Annotated in this window: 12 protein-coding genes; 4 read left to right on the top strand and 8 right to left on the bottom strand. The window is 73.0% G+C overall.

Going from position 1 to position 16251, the window contains the following annotated elements:
• Nucleotides 1-168: 168 nt before the first annotated feature.
• The 3 genes from FAF44_RS44465 to FAF44_RS44455 all read right to left on the bottom strand — a co-directional run bounded on the left by FAF44_RS44465 (nucleotide 169) and on the right by FAF44_RS44455 (nucleotide 3568).
• Entirely contained in the window at nucleotides 169-1137 is a 969-nt protein-coding gene (locus FAF44_RS44465; RefSeq protein ID WP_237109482.1) for a hypothetical protein, read from the bottom strand.
• Nucleotides 1138-1174: 37 nt separating this feature from the next.
• A complete protein-coding gene (locus FAF44_RS44460) occupies nucleotides 1175-2803 on the bottom strand; it encodes an ABC-F family ATP-binding cassette domain-containing protein (RefSeq protein ID WP_237109481.1) in 1629 nt (542 codons plus the stop codon).
• A gap of 243 nt (nucleotides 2804-3046) precedes the next feature.
• Complete coding sequence (locus FAF44_RS44455) at nucleotides 3047-3568, bottom strand: CGNR zinc finger domain-containing protein (RefSeq protein ID WP_237109480.1); 522 nt, start codon at nucleotides 3566-3568, stop codon at nucleotides 3047-3049.
• Between the two features lie 25 nt (nucleotides 3569-3593).
• On the opposite strand from FAF44_RS44455, the gene FAF44_RS44450 reads away from it, so the two are divergent.
• Genes FAF44_RS44450 through FAF44_RS44440 form a run of 3 tightly spaced genes read left to right on the top strand, consistent with a single transcriptional unit; the run spans nucleotide 3594 to nucleotide 6020 of the window.
• Nucleotides 3594-3779 (top strand): hypothetical protein, encoded by a 186-nt coding sequence (locus tag FAF44_RS44450; RefSeq protein ID WP_237109479.1) that lies wholly within the window; start codon nucleotides 3594-3596, stop codon nucleotides 3777-3779.
• A gap of 51 nt (nucleotides 3780-3830) precedes the next feature.
• Complete coding sequence (locus FAF44_RS44445) at nucleotides 3831-5591, top strand: long-chain fatty acid--CoA ligase (RefSeq protein ID WP_237109478.1); 1761 nt, start codon at nucleotides 3831-3833, stop codon at nucleotides 5589-5591.
• A gap of 27 nt (nucleotides 5592-5618) precedes the next feature.
• The gene (locus FAF44_RS44440; protein WP_237109477.1) at nucleotides 5619-6020 is read left to right on the top strand and encodes a thioesterase family protein; all 402 of its coding nucleotides are present in this window, start codon (nucleotides 5619-5621) and stop codon (nucleotides 6018-6020) included.
• A gap of 311 nt (nucleotides 6021-6331) precedes the next feature.
• Here the strand turns inward: FAF44_RS44440 and FAF44_RS44435 are convergent, their stop codons facing one another.
• Nucleotides 6332-8443: a CehA/McbA family metallohydrolase gene (locus tag FAF44_RS44435; RefSeq protein WP_237109476.1), complete on the bottom strand. Its 2112-nt coding sequence runs from the start codon at nucleotides 8441-8443 to the stop codon at nucleotides 6332-6334.
• Nucleotides 8444-8590: 147 nt separating this feature from the next.
• Nucleotides 8591-9598 (bottom strand): methylmalonyl Co-A mutase-associated GTPase MeaB, encoded by a 1008-nt coding sequence (gene meaB / locus FAF44_RS44430; protein WP_237109475.1) that lies wholly within the window; start codon nucleotides 9596-9598, stop codon nucleotides 8591-8593.
• A gap of 64 nt (nucleotides 9599-9662) precedes the next feature.
• Between meaB and FAF44_RS44425 the strand changes: the two genes are divergently transcribed.
• Nucleotides 9663-11825, top strand: a complete 2163-nt coding sequence (locus FAF44_RS44425) for a serine/threonine-protein kinase (protein WP_237109474.1) — start codon at nucleotides 9663-9665, stop codon at nucleotides 11823-11825.
• Between the two features lie 116 nt (nucleotides 11826-11941).
• Here the strand turns inward: FAF44_RS44425 and scpA are convergent, their stop codons facing one another.
• From scpA to FAF44_RS44410, 3 genes are all read right to left on the bottom strand, one after another.
• Nucleotides 11942-14092 (bottom strand): methylmalonyl-CoA mutase, encoded by a 2151-nt coding sequence (scpA, locus tag FAF44_RS44420; protein ID WP_237109473.1) that lies wholly within the window; start codon nucleotides 14090-14092, stop codon nucleotides 11942-11944.
• Nucleotides 14089-15849 (bottom strand): methylmalonyl-CoA mutase subunit beta, encoded by a 1761-nt coding sequence (locus FAF44_RS44415; RefSeq protein WP_237109472.1) that lies wholly within the window; start codon nucleotides 15847-15849, stop codon nucleotides 14089-14091. The genes scpA and FAF44_RS44415 overlap by 4 nt, the downstream gene beginning before the upstream one ends.
• Nucleotides 15850-16002: 153 nt before the next feature.
• The coding region (locus FAF44_RS44410) for a peptidoglycan-binding protein (protein ID WP_237109471.1) at nucleotides 16003-16251 on the bottom strand (249 nt) is incomplete at its 5' end.

The following is a 16251-nucleotide window of genomic DNA, read 5'->3' as shown; positions in this document are numbered from 1 at the left end:
CGGTGGTGCCCGTAGTGGCCCCCGGCCCCGCCTGGGGTGCGCCGCAGCACCACGGCGGGCACGGCGGCCACTACGGGCACCACCGGCAGCGTAGCTGGGTGGGCATGCTGTTCTCGAGCTGACCTGCGAAGGCCGCGCACCCGGTGAGTGCGCGGCCTTTTTCCGCCGTCAGCCGGGGAAGTCGTCGGGGTCGACGGCCGAGGTGCGGGCGTTGCCGCCGGAGATGGAGTGCAGCGTGATCCGCCAGTCGTGCCAGAGGATCTGGGTGGCGGTGTAGGTGGTCTTGAACTTCACCGTCTTGTCGAACCGTTCGAAGCTGCAGTCGCGCGTGAACGCCTTGTTCCTGCCGTCCCAGTCGGCCCCGTGCGTGAAGTAGATCTTGTAGCTGCCGTCGCGGATGCCCTTGACCTTGAACTTCGCCTTCTTGCGCACGTAGACGCTGAACACCTTGGCGCCGCCCCTGGTGACGGTGACCACCGCGTCGCGGCTGCCGCCGTTGTCGATCTCCAGGGTGCTGCGCCCGTTCAGGGTGCCCCTGCGGATGAAGGCGCCGTTGCTCAGCCGCCGGGTCCTGCGCTCTCCCGCCTTGACCGACACGACGTCGGCCGGGTAGTCGCCGGCGCTCTGCAGCGCCTTGCCCGCCTTGTCGAGCGCGCTGAGCTGGTCGCCGACGTCGGCGAGCACGGCCGAGGAGGTGCACAGGTCACGCGCGCCGACCTTGCCGGACGCGTCGCTGAGCCGGCCGGCGAAGTCGCGCAGGCTGGCCACGTACGTCTCGTGCCGGGTGCGGACGTCCTCGGGCGGCGCGAGCTCGGACAGCGCGTCGGCGGCGCCGCTCAGCGCCTTCTCGGCCCGGCCGACCCGCTGGTCCAGCGCCTTGACGCCGCGTGCGCGGGCCACCGCGGAGATCGCGTCGGCCATCCGCTTGTGCCGGCTCTCCAGCTCGCTCCGGTACGCCTGCGGTGTCAGCGCCGTGGCGCCCTGGCCGCCGCTCCCGTGGGTGGCGCCGTCGCCGCCCGCGACGCCCGCGGCCGTCGGCTCGCCACCGGCCGGCGACGGCGTGCCCGAGGAGCACGCGCCGAGGGTCGCGAGCGTCGCCAGAGCGAGGACGCTGGAGATCAACCGGGGGGTAGCCACCTGCCACACTATCGTCCGGTTGATCCCCAACCGTCAATTACGATTCCGCCAGTCCCTCGTCCCGATCCTGGTGCAGCCGGCGGGTGATCCCCAGCGTCTCCAGGAACGGCAGGTCGTGGCTGGCCACGATGAGCGCCCCCTGGTACGCCGACAGCGCCTCCGCGAGCCGCCGGACGCTGGCCAGGTCCAGGTTGTTGGTCGGCTCGTCGAGCAGGAGGAGCTGCGGCGGCGGCTCGGCCGACAGCAGCGCGGCGAGCGTCGCGCGGAAGCGTTCCCCGCCCGACAGCGTGCCCACGGTCTGGTTGGCCCGCTCCCCGCGGAACAGGAAGCGGGCCAGGCGGGCGCGTACGTCGTTCACCGAGGCGGAGGGCGCCACGGCGCGTACGTTGTCCACCACGCTCAGCGTGTCGTCCAGCAGGTCGAGCCGCTGCGGCAGGTAGCGGACGGGCACGTGGGCGCCGTGCTCGACGATGCGCTTGAGCAGCGTGGTCTTGCCCGAGCCGTTGGGCCCGAGCAGCGCGATCCGTTCGGGTCCGCGCACGACCAGCGTCTCCAGCACGTTCCTCGTGCTCTTCGTGTCCCCTTCCTCCGTGTCCCCTTCCGCTGTGTCGCCGGACGTGCGCCGCGGCGGCTCCAGCGGGAGCGTGAGCACCGTACGGCCGGCGGGCACCTCGGTGCCGGGGAGCTGGATGCGGATCTCGGCGTCGTCGCGCACGGCCTGCTCGGCCTCGGTGAGCCGCTCGCGGGCCTCCTGCAGCTTCTCCAGGTGCAGGGTCCGCTGCTTGCCCGCGCTCACCTGGGCCTTGCCTTTCAGCGTGTTCGCGACGATCTTCGGCACCTTCTTGTTCTCGAACGCCTTCCTGCCGGTGCGCAGGCCGCGGTCGATCCGCGTCCTGGCCTCGACGAGCTCGCGCCGCTGGCGGCGCACCTCGCCCTCGGCGGCGCGCACCGAACGCTCGGCGCTCTCCTGTTCGGTGGCGACCTGCTCCTCGTAGGAGGTGAGGTTGCCGCCGTACACGCGGACGCCGCCGTCGCGCAGCTCGGCGATCTGGTCCACCAGCTCCAGCAGCGCCCGGTCGTGGCTGACGACCAGGAGCACCCCCGGCCAGGCGGTGACGGCGGCGTGCAGGCGCTGCCGCGCGTCCAGGTCGAGGTTGTTGGTGGGTTCGTCGAGCAGCAGCACGTCGGGCCGTTTCAGCAGTTGCGCGGCCAGCGCGACCATGACGGTCTCGCCGCCGGACAGCGTGCCCACGGTGCGGTCGAGGCCGAGGTGGGCGAGCCCGAGCCGGTCCAGCTCGGCCAGGGCGCGCTCCTCCACGTCCCAGTCGTCGCCGACGGCCGCGAAGTGCTCCTCGGCCACGTCGCCGCGCTCGATGGCGTGCAGCGCGGCCCGCGTTCTGCTGATCTCCAGCAGGTCGGACACGGTACGGCCGGCGCCGAGCACCACGTTCTGCGGCAGGTGGCCCACCACGCCCGGGACGGACACGGAGCCCGTACGCGGGACCAGCTCGCCCGCGACGATCTTGAGCAGGGTGGACTTGCCCGACCCGTTGAGCCCGATCAGCCCGGTACGTCCGGCGGGGAAGGCGGCGTCGAGCCCGTCGAGCACGCCGGTCCCGTCGGGCCAGGCGAAGGAGACGTGATCGACGACAATGGAAATAGACATAAGGCGGCTCCCATCACAAAAATCGAAATTTCGTGACTTGGCGGGAATCACCGCATCAATACGCGACACACAGGAGCCCGGAGCCGAAGCCCGCGGCAAGAAGGCGAGGACGCCATCGAGGTCCAGGTGCGACGCGCATGCCCACGACAGGGCGGAACGGCGCGGTGCCCGCGACCTCAGATGCTCACGTCGGCTGCCCCCACGGATCGGCGATAGAACGACGAGAGTGTACGCGCCGCCCGGTCACCTGGCAAGGCGGCGGGCCCGGTGGGCGGCCACGTTGACCCGGTTCGCGCAGGCCAGGGAGCAGAACCGGCGGCGCCCGTTGCGCGAGGTGTCCACGTACACGGCCGCGCAGCCCTCCCTGTCGCACCGCCCCAGCCGCTCGCCCCCGGCGAAGGACAGCGCCATCGCCAGCCCGCCCGACGTGGTGTCCCTCGTCCTGACCACGATGTCGGCCTCGACGGAGAAGAGGTGCAGGTGCGGCTCGCGGCCGTCGTGGGCGCTGACGTACGGCTTGGCCGTGGTCAGTTCGAGCAGGTCGTTGACCAGCTTGATCTGCGTGGCCTGGTCCCGCTCCCCGAACACCGGGGCCAGCCGGGCGGCCCACGCCCGCAGCTCCGCGACCTGCTCCTGGTTCACGGCGGTGCGCACCATGCGGTGCTCGCGCAGCGTCGCCTCGACGGTCGCCGGGCTGAAGTCGGTCATGTTGACCAGGGCCGCCGCGAGGGCCGCGCCGTTGCCACCGTAAGCGTTGAAATGCATAAGGCCATTACATCAAGTTGGAATCATGCATACCGCAGAGCCGCACGACCCCCTGGCCATGACCGTCGTCTCCTCGCACCGCACGTCGGAGGGGGTGGTCTCGTACCTGAGGTGCGCGTGCGGCGTCTGGGAGGTGCGTACGGGCCGCTCGGTCGCCGTGGCCGGGCCCGCACGACGATCCGGTACGCGATCCGTCCCGACCATCGACTGAGACGGCGCCGTCGTCCTAGAGTCGGCCCCACACCCCTCCAGGAGGTCAGGCATGTCCAGCATTCCCTCCCTGCTGCGCGACCGGATCGCGGCGACCCCCGACGCGGAGGCCTACCGCGTGCCCGCCGCCGACGGCTGGACCTCGTTGTCGTGGCGGGAGGTGGGCGAACAGGTCCGCGGCCTGGCGCTGGCGCTGTCGGGGCTCGGCTCCGGGCCAGGGGCGCGCGTGTCGATCCTCTGCTCGACCCGCCTCGAATGGATCGTCTGCGACCTCGCGGTGCTCGCGACGGGCGCGGCCACGACCACGATCTACCCGTCGAACACGGCCGCCGAGTCCGCCTTCGTCATCACCGACTCCGGCAGCACGCTCGTCATCGCCGAGAACGACGAGCAGGTGGCCAAGCTCGCCTCGGTGCGCGAGCAGCTTCCCGGCGTCACCCAGGTGATCGTCATCGACGGCTCCCCGTCCGACGACGGCTGGGTGATCACCCTCGGCTCGCTGGCCGACGCCCCCGCCGACGGCGACTACGACGCCATGGTGGACGCCATCGCCCAGGACGACCTGGCCACCCTCATCTACACCTCCGGCACCACCGGCCGCCCCAAGGGCGTCGAGCTGACCCACGACAACTGGCTCTACGCGGCCGGCGCGGTGCGCGAGATCGACCTGATCTCCCCTGACGACCTGCACTTCCTGTGGCTGCCGCTGTCGCACTCGTTCGGCAAGCTGCTCGAGGTCGTGATGATCGGCATCGGTGTGCCCACCGCGATCGACGGCCGCCTCGACAAGATCGCCGACAACCTCGGTGTGCTGCGCCCGACCGTCATGGCCGCCGCGCCGCGCATCTTCGAGAAGATCCACAACACGGTCGTGGCGAACATGCGCCGCGAGGGCGGCCTCAAGCTGCGCATCTTCGACTGGGCGCGGCAGACGGGCAACCGGGTGGTGCGCGCCAGGCAGCGCGGCGCCGCCGTCCCGGTGACCACCCGCATGGAGAACGCCGTCGCCGACCGCCTGGTCTTCGCCAAGCTGCGCGAGCGCTTCGGCGGCCGGATCCGCTTCTTCATCTCCGGCGCGGCCCCGCTCTCCCAGGAGGTCGCCGAGTTCTTCGACGCGGCCGGCCTGACGATCCTCGAGGGGTACGGCCTGACGGAGTCGTCGGCCGGCAGCTTCCTCAACCGTCCGGAGTCGGTGAAGTTCGGCACGGTCGGCCCGCCGTTCCCCGGCACCGAGGTGCGGGTGGCCGTTGACGGCGAGATCCTCATCAAGGGACGCGGCATCATGCGCGGCTACCACGGCCTGCCCGAGGAGACGGCCGAGGCGCTGGAGGACGGCTGGCTGCACACGGGCGACATCGGCGAGGTGGACGAGGCCGGCCGGCTGCGCATCACCGACCGCAAGAAGGAACTGATCAAGACCTCGGGCGGCAAGTACGTCGCGCCCACGTACCTGGAGGGCCGGATCAAGGCGGCCTGCCCGTACGTGTCGCACGTGTTCGTCCACGGCGACCTGCGCAACTACGTCACGGCGCTGGTCACGCTCGACATGGACGTGGTCACGCCGTGGGCGCAGGCCGGGTCGCTGCCCGCCGACCCCGAGGCGCTGCGCGAGCACCCGCGCATGCGCGCCGAGATCGAGAAGGCGATCGAGCAGGTCAACGCGGGCGAGGCCAGTTACGCCACGGTCAAGAAGTTCGCGATCCTGGCCGAGGACTTCTCGGTGGAGACGGGCGAGCTGACCCCCAGCCTCAAGATCAAGCGCAAGGCCGTCGAGGAGCGGCACGGCAAGGTCCTCGACTCCTTCTACTCCTGAGCGGCGGCGGCGCGTAGCGTTCGTGGCGTGATCTCCCGTCTGCCGGTACGGCCACGGCACTGCGACGCGCAGGCCATGATGCACGCGACCCGCTACTACGAGTACTTCGAGGACGCCTTCCTCGACTGGCTCGGCGCCAGGGGCGGCTACGAGCGGCTCCGGCGGGAGGGCGCCGACCTGGTGGTCAAGGTCAGCGGCTGCGAGCACCACGCGCCCGCGCGGCTCGGCGACGTGCTGGCGGTGCGGAGCGCGCCGGCCAGGATCGGGTCCACCTCGATCACGATGACGTTCACGATGCGGCGCGGGGAGGAGCTGGTGGCGGTCGGCACGGTCACGTACGTGTGCGTGCGCGACGGCCGTCCCTCCCCGCTGCCCGCGATGCTCGCTCAGAGCACCCGCCTGGCCCCCGGCAGCGACCGCACCAGGTAGGCGCCGGCCACCGGCACAGCGGCAGCGCGAGCGCCGGCATGGCGGCGAACTTCACCACCGCGAACGTCTCCAGCGGGCGCAGCGCCCAGCCGAGCCCCACCAGCACGAGCGGGTGGATGATCGAGCGCCGTCAGTAGGATCCGCAGGTTGTCGATCGCGTGCAGCCTGGTGGTCCCGGTCTCCGTCGTCACGCGCGGCACGCCCTTTCGACGATCTCGCCCAGGGCGGTGATCCGGGACCGGTGGCCGCTCATGTGCTCGGCGACGGCGCGGTAGGTGCGCTCCACGGACGGCTTCGTGCCGCCTGCCGGGTCAGCTCAGACGGCCCTGGTAGACGGCCCTGGCCTGCTGGAGCAGGGACATGTGGTCGCCGAACTGGTACGGGCTGGCCAGCCGGCCGTGCTGCCTGATCAGGTTCTCCAGCCCGTCCAGCCACTCCAGGCACCAGCGCACGTCCTCCTCCCTGGCGACCTGCCTGCCGTCCACGTCCACGTACACGGGGCTGGTCAGGGCGTAGCCGGTCGCGGTCAGCGTGCGCGGGTGCGGGTCGCACAGCACCTCGGCCACCACGTACGTGGGCGCGTCCACGCGCAGCTCGGCCGTCACCGTCAGCCGGTCCTCGCCCCGTCCGCGATGCTCGGGCCAGTGCTCGGCGGGCAGCCGCTCCGCCCCGGCCCACACGCCCTCGGCGGTGCGGATGCGCACCGCCGACACCTCCGGGCCGACGGCGGTGGCCGTGACGCTGATCCGCTGCCCCCGCGTGGCGGGCAGCACGTGGCCGGGGCCCTGACCGTTCACCGACAGCTCCAGCCACGGCCCCGTGGTGGCGAACGTGCGCCCCGCGCGTACGGCGGCGGCGAACGAGCGGGCCGTCAGCTCCCCCTCGACCCGCGCGTAGACGCGGGCCCAGCCGGGCGGGTTCGACTGGTTGTCGGAGCGGGTGAAGGAGATCATCGCGTCCGTGCCCGCTGTGACGGCCAGCCGGTTGCCCGCGCCGAGCAGCCGCCGGTAGACCGACGCCGTGGCCGGGATCGAGGCGTGCGTGAGCACGTCGAGGCTGTCCACGAGCCCGAGAGCGGCGTCGGCGACCAGTTCACGGGCCGCACAGTTGCGCGGCACGGGCGAGACGATGCCCTTGGGCGGGTCGCCGTCGGCGATGGGCGTGCGGAACGGATGGCTGTAGCCGACCAGCGCCCCGAGGCCGCGCAGCTCGCGCAGCCCGTCGGCGTTCGGCGGCCAGTCGGCGTCGCCGTCGAAGCCGGTGTGGTAGCGGCCGGGGGCGGAACGGGGCGCGAAGGCGTAGATGTGGCCGAGCAGGTCGTTGCGGTACTCGACGCCCATCCTGGCCAGGTGCGTGGCGTCGGACCACGGCAGGTCGCGGCCCGTCCAGTGCTCCAGCGCCTCCCTGTCGTAGACGCGCCGCCCCGAGACGTTGCCCGCCAGCAGGTTGAGCACGTGCAGGTCCTCGCCGTGCTGGGCGGCGGCGGCGTCGGCGGGCACGGCCACCCGGTCGCCCGCCCAGTTGAGGTGCACGTGCAGGTCGCCGCCGTACCAGCCGCGGGCGGGGGCGTCGTACAGGCGCTCGGGGGTCAGCTCGACCAGGCGCTCCTCGCCCGGCAGCGGGGTGAGCCGCCGCCTGGCCTCGTCGTACTCCATGCCCCTGGCGACCGTGACCGTCAGCTCCACGCAGGGAACCTGGAGGACGAGGTCGTCGCCGTGGAAGTACGGCCGGCCGTGGTAGTCGTAGCGGTGCGGGACGTCGGGCGGGAACCAGCCGCTGCCGTCGTCGGCCACGACACTCCACCGGCACGGCAGCCCGGCCCGCAGCCGCAGCCGCGACGACGGGATCGGCCGCCGCAGCGTCTCCAGGTGGACGGGCACGCCGCCGGCGACGATCGTGCTGTCCTCGTCCACCTCGACCAGCCAGGCGCCGTGCGGGGGCAGCGTGCGCCGCGTGTCGTCCACGCTGACCGGGCAGGGCTCGTCCCGGCTGGAGTCGAAGAGCAGCGAGATCCGCTCCTCGCCCGGGGCTCCTGCCCCGTTCTGTCCTTCGGGCCGGAGCGGCAGCAGCACCGTGCGGGGCGCCCCCTTGAGCGCGACGCCGGACGGCTCGATCCGCACGGCGACGAGGTGTCCGGGCAGTTCGCCGTCGAGGGTGTCGCGCAGCACGCGGTCGTAGTCGGGCTCGGCCAGCCGGGCGGCGACCTGGTCACGCGGCTCGCCGGGATGGCTCTCGGCCACCGCCTCGAAGACGAGCTGCCAGAACCGGTCGAGCAACGACGGCGGCAGCACCCGGCGTCTGGCGAAGAACTTCACGTAATGCAGCTCCGGCTCACCCCAGGTGATCCCGTGCCGGTCCAGGAGCCGGCCGTACTCCTCCAGCGCGTCCGTCACCCTGCCGGGCAGCATCGATTCCGCACCCATCTGAGAGCCCTCCCCACTCGGTTGCGCGTCATCGTGACATGGATCACGTGCCGGCCTTCTCCGGGCAGTGGGGGTTTTCTCAACCTCGGGAGAGTTATCTCAACCCGGGGGGTTCCGAAGCTGCTCCGGACCCTGCGGAACCGCCCGTCAAAGCCTCTTGAACACGGACAGAATTCGGTCGGCCGCCAGTGCGGGCGTCAGCTCGCCCGCGAGCACCTCACGCTCGATCTCGGCGGTGATCGCGGCCACGCCGGGGTCGTCGCGCAGCTCCGCCAGGAGCCGGTCCTGGACCATCGTCCACGTCCAGCGCACCTGCTGGCGGCGGCGCTTGGCGGCCAGGTCGAGCGAGTCCTGGTGGGCCAGCACCCGCCGCCAGAGCTCGTCCAGGCCGTCGCCGGTGAGCGCGCTGCAGGTCAGTACGGGGGGCGGGGGCGAGTCGGAGCGCAGCAGACGCAGCGCGCCCGCCAGTTCCCGGGCCGCCTTCCTGGCGGGCAGCTCGTAGTCGCCGTCGGCCTTGTTGACGGCCACGACGTCGGCCAGCTCCAGCACGCCCTTCTTGATGCCCTGGAGCTGGTCTCCGGTACGGGCCAGGGTGAGCAGCAGGAACGTGTCCACCATGTCGGCGACCGCGGTCTCCGACTGCCCCACGCCGACGGTCTCGACGATGACCACGTCGAACCCGGCCGCCTCCACCACGACCATGGCCTCCCTGGTGGCCTTGGCGACGCCGCCGAGCGTGCCGGAGGTCGGCGAGGGCCGGATGTAGGCGGCGGGGTCGGCCGCCAGGTGGGCCATGCGGGTCTTGTCACCGAGGATGCTGCCGCCCGTCCTGGTGGAGGAGGGGTCCACGGCCAGCACCGCCACCTTGTGGCCGGCCGCCGTCAGGCGGGTGCCGAGCGCGTCGATGAACGTCGACTTCCCGACGCCGGGCACACCGGAGACGCCGACCCGGCGGGCCCGTCCGGACAGGGGGGTGAGCTCGACGAGCAGCCGCTGCGCGAGCGCGTCGTGGTCGGGTCTGGTCGACTCGACCAGCGTGATCGCGCGGGCGATCCAGGTACGGGAGCCCGCCCGTACACCATGGGCGTAGTCCTCCAGCGAACGCACCCCACGTACCTCCTTCTTTTGCCAGTTGATCAGCCTAACTTCTGACATGTCTTGACTTTTGCCAGTAGGGTGCTGGAGTTCTGTCTCACCCGTCACAGGAGTCACTCCCCTCATGCCCAACGTCGAACCCCTTCGCGAGGGCGACCCGGCAGCGGTGGGGCCCTACCGGCTGGTCGGGCGGCTGGGCGCGGGCGGCCACGGTGTCGTCTATCTCGGTCAGGCGCGCAACGGGACCCCGGTCGCCGTCAAGGTGCTGCGCGAGGGACTGGCCGTGGGCGACCGCCTGGCCAAGGAGATCGCCGCGGCTCGCAAGGTCGAGCCGTTCTGCCTCGCGCAGGTGCTCGACGCCTCCACCGGCGGCCGGCCGTACATCGTGTCCGAGTACGTGGACGGGCCGTCGTTGCAGCAGGCCGGACGGTCGGGCGGGGCGGAACTGCAGCGGCTCGCCGTGGCGACCGCGACCGCGCTGGACGCGATCCACCAGGCCGGCGTCGTCCACGGCGACTTCACGCCGGCCAACGTCCTGCTCGGGCCCGACGGGGCGCGGGTGGTCGACTTCGGCATCGCCGGGGCGCTGGGATCGGGCATGAAGGCGACCAGCAACATCGTGGGGACGCCCGCGTACATGGCGCCCGAGCAGCTCGCCGGGCGTCCCGTGGGCGCCGCGGCGGACGTGTTCTCCTGGGCCTCGGTGCTGGTCTTCGCGGCGACCGGCGTGCCGCCGTTCGGCGACGACTCGCTGCCCGCGGTGATCAACCGCATCCTGCGCGAGGAGCCCGTGCTCGGGGAGCTCGGACGGCCGTTGCGCGAGGTCGTGACGGTCTGCCTGGCCAAGGATCCGGCGGCCCGGCCGTCGATGCGCGACGTCCTGCTGCGGCTGGCCGCGCCGTCCCGGCAGCCCGCCGCCCCGCAGGCGGCCCCCCAGGCGGCCCCGGGCGGGTCCCAGCCCTCCGACCCGAGCACGGCGTGGGAGGACACGGTCGACCATCCCATCGCCCGGCCGCCGCTCCCCGACTCCCACCTGCCCCGCCGCAGGGCCGCCGCGGCACACGACGGCGCGGACGCCCCGGCGGCGCACCCGTCCACCGCCGGTCCGGCCCACCAGCACGACCGGACGCAGCAGCACGACCAGGCACAGCAGCACGGTCCGGCCCAACCGCACGAATGGGCTCAGCAGCACGGCTGGGCCCAGTCGCATGACCAGGGGCAACAGCACGAGCGGGCACCTCAGCACGAACAGCACGGCTGGGCCCAGGCACACGAACCGGCTCAGGAGCACGGCTGGGGCCGGCAGGGTCAGGGCGCGGGTCACGAGCACGACCGTTCGCCGCAGCCCGGCCGTCCGTCCGCCCAGGACGGTGGGCCCGTCCAGGAGGGCTCGCCGTTGCAGGCGCTGTTCGACCTGTCCTCGCCGGTCGAGCCGCCCGCACCCGCCGCACCCGCCACGCCCGACCGCGACCCGCAGGGCGTGCACCCGCCCCACCCGCAGGAAACGTTCGGCGGCCCGGGGGCGCGGCATCCCCAGACCGGCCAGTACGAGGCGGGGCAGTACGAGACCGGCCAGTACGAGACGGGCCAGTACGCGGCAGGGCATGAGGAGCAGGCAGGGCACGGGGACGAGCAGGCCGCGCACCAGGAGCCCGGCGAGGCCGCACCGCGCCCCCGCCGTTCCAAGGGCAGGACGGCCAAGAAGGTGCTCATCGCGGGCCTGTCCGGCGTGTCCGTGTGCGCGCTGGGCGCCGCCATCGTCTGGCTCACCCCCACCACTCCCACCCCCAAGACCAAGAAGATCGCCGTGGTCGGCGCCACCACGGCCGCCGCCACGGAGGCCGCCGAGCCCGGCGCCACGCCGACTCCGGGACGCACCCGTAACCGCCCGACGCCGCAGACGAACGGCACCCCGAGCCCGGTCCCGACCGGCGCCGTGGGCGTCTCCGGCACCCCGGCGGCCACCGCCGACCGCCTCAGGGTCGTGTACGTTCGTCCGGGCGGCACCAACGACGGCGAGTGCTGGGCGGGCGGCGAGGTGACGCTCCAGGCCCTGGTACGCCGCACGGGAGCCCAGGTGAACTTCACCTACGCCTGGATCATCGACGGCGCCCTGGCGGACCGCGCCACGGCGACCATCGGCGAGAACGGCGTCCGCTACCTGACCGCCCCCGACGGGCTCAAGAGCGCCGGCGGCACCCACGACGTCACCCTGCGCATCACCTCACCCGTCAACGCCCAGCGCACGGTCGAGGTCACGATGTGCGAGGACGGCACCACCTACTGACGCGCCACCCCCTTCGGACGCGACCACCCACCGACGCCACACCCGCCGGCACCGGCACCCCGCCGGTCGGCCGCCGACCGGCTGCCGAAGCCCCGTGGGCGCGCCCCGGAGTGCCGTCAACGACGGTTCCGGAGCTGCTCCAGCAGGTCGAAGGCGGCGTCGGCGATCACGGTGCCCGGCGGGAAGATCGCGGCGGCCCCCGCCGCCCGCAACTCGTCATGATCGCCGGGCGGGATGACACCGCCCACCACGATCATGACGTCGGCGGCGTCCAGCTCGGCCAGGGCGGCGCGCAGCGCGGGCACCAGCGTGAGGTGCCCGGCGGCCAGCGACGAGACGCCCACGATGTGCACGTCGGCCTCGACCGCCTGCCTGGCGACCTCCTCCGGGGTCTGGAACAGCGGGCCGACGTCCACGTCGAAGCCCAGGTCGGCGAAGGCGGTGGCGATCACCTTCTGACCGCGGTCGTGACCGTCCTGCCCCATCTTGGCCACCAGGATGCGCGGGCGGCGGCCCTCGGCCCGCTCGAACGCGGCGCAGGCCGCGCGGACCCGCTCGATGCCCTCGGCCGACCCTGACTCGTCGCGGTACACCCCAGTGATCGTACGCACCGGCTCGGCGTGCCGGCCGAACACCCGCTCCAGCGCGTCGGAGATCTCGCCGACCGTGGCCTTGGCGCGGGCGGCGTCGACGGCCAGCTTGAGCAGGTTGTGCTCCAGGCCGGGGGCGGGGTGCCCGGCGGCCTTGGTGAGCGCTTCGAGCGCGTGCCCCACGGCCTCGGGGTCGCGCTCGGCCCGCAGGCGGGCGAGCTTGTCGAGCTGCTGGGCGCGGACGGCGCTGTTGTCGACCTTGAGCACCTCGATGTCCTCGTCGGCGCCCGCGCGGTACGTGTTCACGCCGATCACCGGCTGGCGGCCGGAGTCGATGCGGGCCTGCGTCCGCGCGGCGGCCTCCTCGATGCGCAGCTTGGGCAGCCCCGCCTCGATCGCCTTGGCCATGCCGCCGGCGGCCTCGACCTCCTGGATGTGGGCCCAGGCGCGCTCGGCGAGGTCGTGGGTGAGGCGCTCGACGTAGTAGGAGCCGCCCCAGGGGTCGATCACCTGGGTGGTGCCGGACTCCTGCTGGAGGAGGAGCTGGGTGTTGCGCGCGATGCGCGCGGAGAAGTCGGTGGGCAGGGCCAGCGCCTCGTCGAGGGCGTTGGTGTGCAGGGACTGGGTGTGCCCCTGGGTGGCGGCCATGGCCTCGACGCACGTGCGGGCGACGTTGTTGTAGACGTCCTGCGCGGTCAGCGACCAGCCGGAGGTCTGGCTGTGCGTACGCAGGCTCAGCGACTTCGGGTTCTTCGCGCCGAATCCGGCGACGAGCCTGGACCACAGCAGCCGGGCGGCGCGGAGTTTGGCGACCTCCATGAAGAAGTTCATGCCGATGCACCAGAAGAACGACAGCCGCGGCGCGAACCGGTCGACGTCCATGCCCGCCGCGACCCCGGCCCGCAGGTACTCGACGCCGTCGGCGAGCGTGTAGGCCAGTTCGAGGTCGAGCGTGGCCCCGGCCTCCTGGATGTGGTAGCCGGAGATGCTGATGGAGTTGAACTTCGGCATCTTCTCGCTGGTGTAGGCGAAGATGTCGGAGATGATGCGCATCGACGGCGCCGGCGGGTAGATGTAGGTGTTGCGGACCATGAACTCCTTGAGGATGTCGTTCTGGATGGTCCCCGAGAGCTGCTCGGGCGCGACTCCCTGCTCCTCGGCCGCCACGATGTACAGCGCGAGGATCGGCAGCACGGCCCCGTTCATGGTCATGGACACCGACATGCGCTCGAGCGGGATGCCGTCGAAGAGCTGCCGCATGTCGTAGATCGAGTCGATCGCCACCCCGGCCATGCCCACGTCGCCGGCCACGCGCGGGTGGTCGGAGTCGTAGCCCCGATGCGTGGCCAGGTCGAACGCCACCGACAGGCCCTTCTGCCCGGCGGCGAGGTTGCGCCGGTAGAAGGCGTTGGAGTCGGCGGCCGTGGAGAAGCCCGCGTACTGGCGGATGGTCCACGGCTGGTTGACGTACATGGTCGGGTACGGCCCGCGCAGGTAGGGGGCGGCTCCCGGGTACGTGCGCAGGAAGTCGAGGCCCTCCAGGTCGGCGGCGGTGTAGAGCGGCCGGACCGCGATGCCCTCGGGCGTCTCCCACGTCTCGCCCTCGGTCTCCACCTGATCCGGCGGTGTCCGACCCGTCGGGGGGTTGAGCGGTATGTCGGAGAAGTCCGGGATCATCGGGTCACCTCCAGGTCGTCGAACGTCTCGCGGAGCACGGCCAGCGTGTCGCACCCGGCGTAGAGGTTGCCGTCCACGCCCTCGTACTCTCCCTTCCCCGCCAGCCACACCTTTCTCGCCCCGGCCTTGCGCAGGGCGGCGGCGACGGCGGAGGCGTGCTGGGCGTACAGCTTGTCGCTGGAGCACAGGCAGGCGACGGGGCTGCCGCTGACGGCGAACGCGGTGGCGATCTGCTCGGGGTCGGCGCCGGGGCCCGCCGCCTCGATGGCCAGGCCGCCCGCCTGGAACAGGTTCGCGGCGAACGCGGCGCGGGCGGTGTAGGCGGCGAGGGGGCCGATCGTGGCCAGGAACACCTCGGGCCGCTCGGGCTGCGCGTCGGCCAGGTCCCGCAGCCGCTCGAACGGCTCGGCGTAGCGGGCCGCGGGCGGCAGACCTTCGTCCCGTGGCCGGTAGGGCGGGGCCGGGCGGCGGACGGGCTTCTCGTGGACGTCGGGGAACTCGCTCACGCCGGTGAGCGGGAAGCGGCGGTGGGCGATGTCGTCGTCGCGGCGGGCCCGGGTGGCGGCGATCCGGCCGGCCACCTGCGTGCCGGCCTCCGTGATCCCTCCGGCGGCCTCGATCTCCTGGAAGCACGCCCACGCGGCGGCGGCCAGGTCGGCGGTGCGGCGTTCGACGTACCAGGAGCCGCCCGCCGGGTCGATCACCCGCCCGAGCCCCGACTCCTCCAGCAGCAGCGACTGGGTGTTGCGGGCGATGCGGCGGGAGAAGGCGTCGGGCAGCCCGAGACAGGCGTCGAACGGCTGCACGGTGACCGCCCGCGCCCCGCCCACCCCGGCGGCGAAGCAGGCGACGGTGGTGCGCAGCAGGTTCACCCACGGATCGCGGGCGGTCATCATGGCGGAACTCGTGACGGCGTGCTGCCGCTGGCCGCCGGCCTCGGGCGCGCCGCAGACCTCGGCGACCCTGGCCCACAGGCGGCGGGCGGCCCGCAGCTTGGCGATGGTGGCGAACTGGTCGGCGGTGGCGGCGTAGCGGAACTCGAGCTGGCCCAGCGCCCGCGCCACGGACAGGCCGCCGGCGGTCAGCGCCCGCAGTTCGGCGACGCCCTGCGCGATCGAGCAGCCGAGTTCCTCGGCGTCGCTGCCGCCCGCGTCGTGGTACGGCGTCGCGTCCACGGTCACGGCCCGCAGCCCGGGGAAGCCGGCGGCGCACCGCAGCGCCAGCTCGACCCCGCCGGTGCCGCGCACGGCCGACGCGCCCAGGTTCCCCTTGAGCACCGCGCCGGAGGCGTCGCCCGCACGCGCCTCGGCCAGGGCGAACAGAGCCTGCGCGGCCTCGCGGGTCTGCTCCCCCGCCTCCAGGACGATCGGCGCCAGGTCGAGGTAGACGTCCTTGAGCACCGCGCCGAGCTCACCCACCGGGATCGCGCCGTCGCCGACGACCAGCCACAGCGAGGTGACGCCGTTCTCCAGGTCGTCCAGCACGGCCTCGGGGTCGGCGACGGCGTGGCGCTGCCGTACGTCCCACCCGGCGGCGGCGCGGGAACCGCGCACGAACGGCGCCGCGCCCGGCAGCCCTGGGTCGCCCGGCAGGTCTCCGGCGTCGTACAGCGGCGCGATCGTCACCCCGTCGTACGTCGTCCTGGACAGCGCCTGCTCCGGCGAGCCGGTCTCGACCCCGCTCCTGCGCAGGACCTCAGCCGCCAGCGCGCGCCAGTCGTCTCGGGATGTGGACGCGAACCCCGCTGCCAGTTCCATGTTTCGGATAGTAGGCGGAACGTCCGGGAGCCGGTAACCCCGGGTCCCGCCGTCATGATCCGGACGGGATCGCCCCGTGAGCCGCCCGCCATCCGCGGCCCCGTGCCTGCCGGGGCGGCGTCCGCCCGCCGCGGGCGGACGCCGCCCCGGATCTCAGGTGAGCGGAGCCTCCCAGGTCAGCCGCCAGGTGAGCGGCCCGACGATGCCGTCGGCGGTCACGCCCTGCTGGCGCTGGAAGCGCCGGCACACCTCGCGCGACGCGGGCCCGTACGCGCCGTCGGCGGCCAGGGCGAAGCCGCGCTCGCGCATCCGCGCCTGCCAGGTGTGCACGTCGTCGCCCCGCGTGAGCGGCGGGTAGCGCAGCAGCCGGCCGGGGAACGGCGGGGCTGTGGGGGACGGGGT

Source organism: Nonomuraea sp. MG754425 (genome assembly GCF_021699195.1).
Classification (GTDB): domain Bacteria; phylum Actinomycetota; class Actinomycetes; order Streptosporangiales; family Streptosporangiaceae; genus Nonomuraea.
This window is presented reverse-complemented; position numbering and strand designations above follow the sequence as displayed.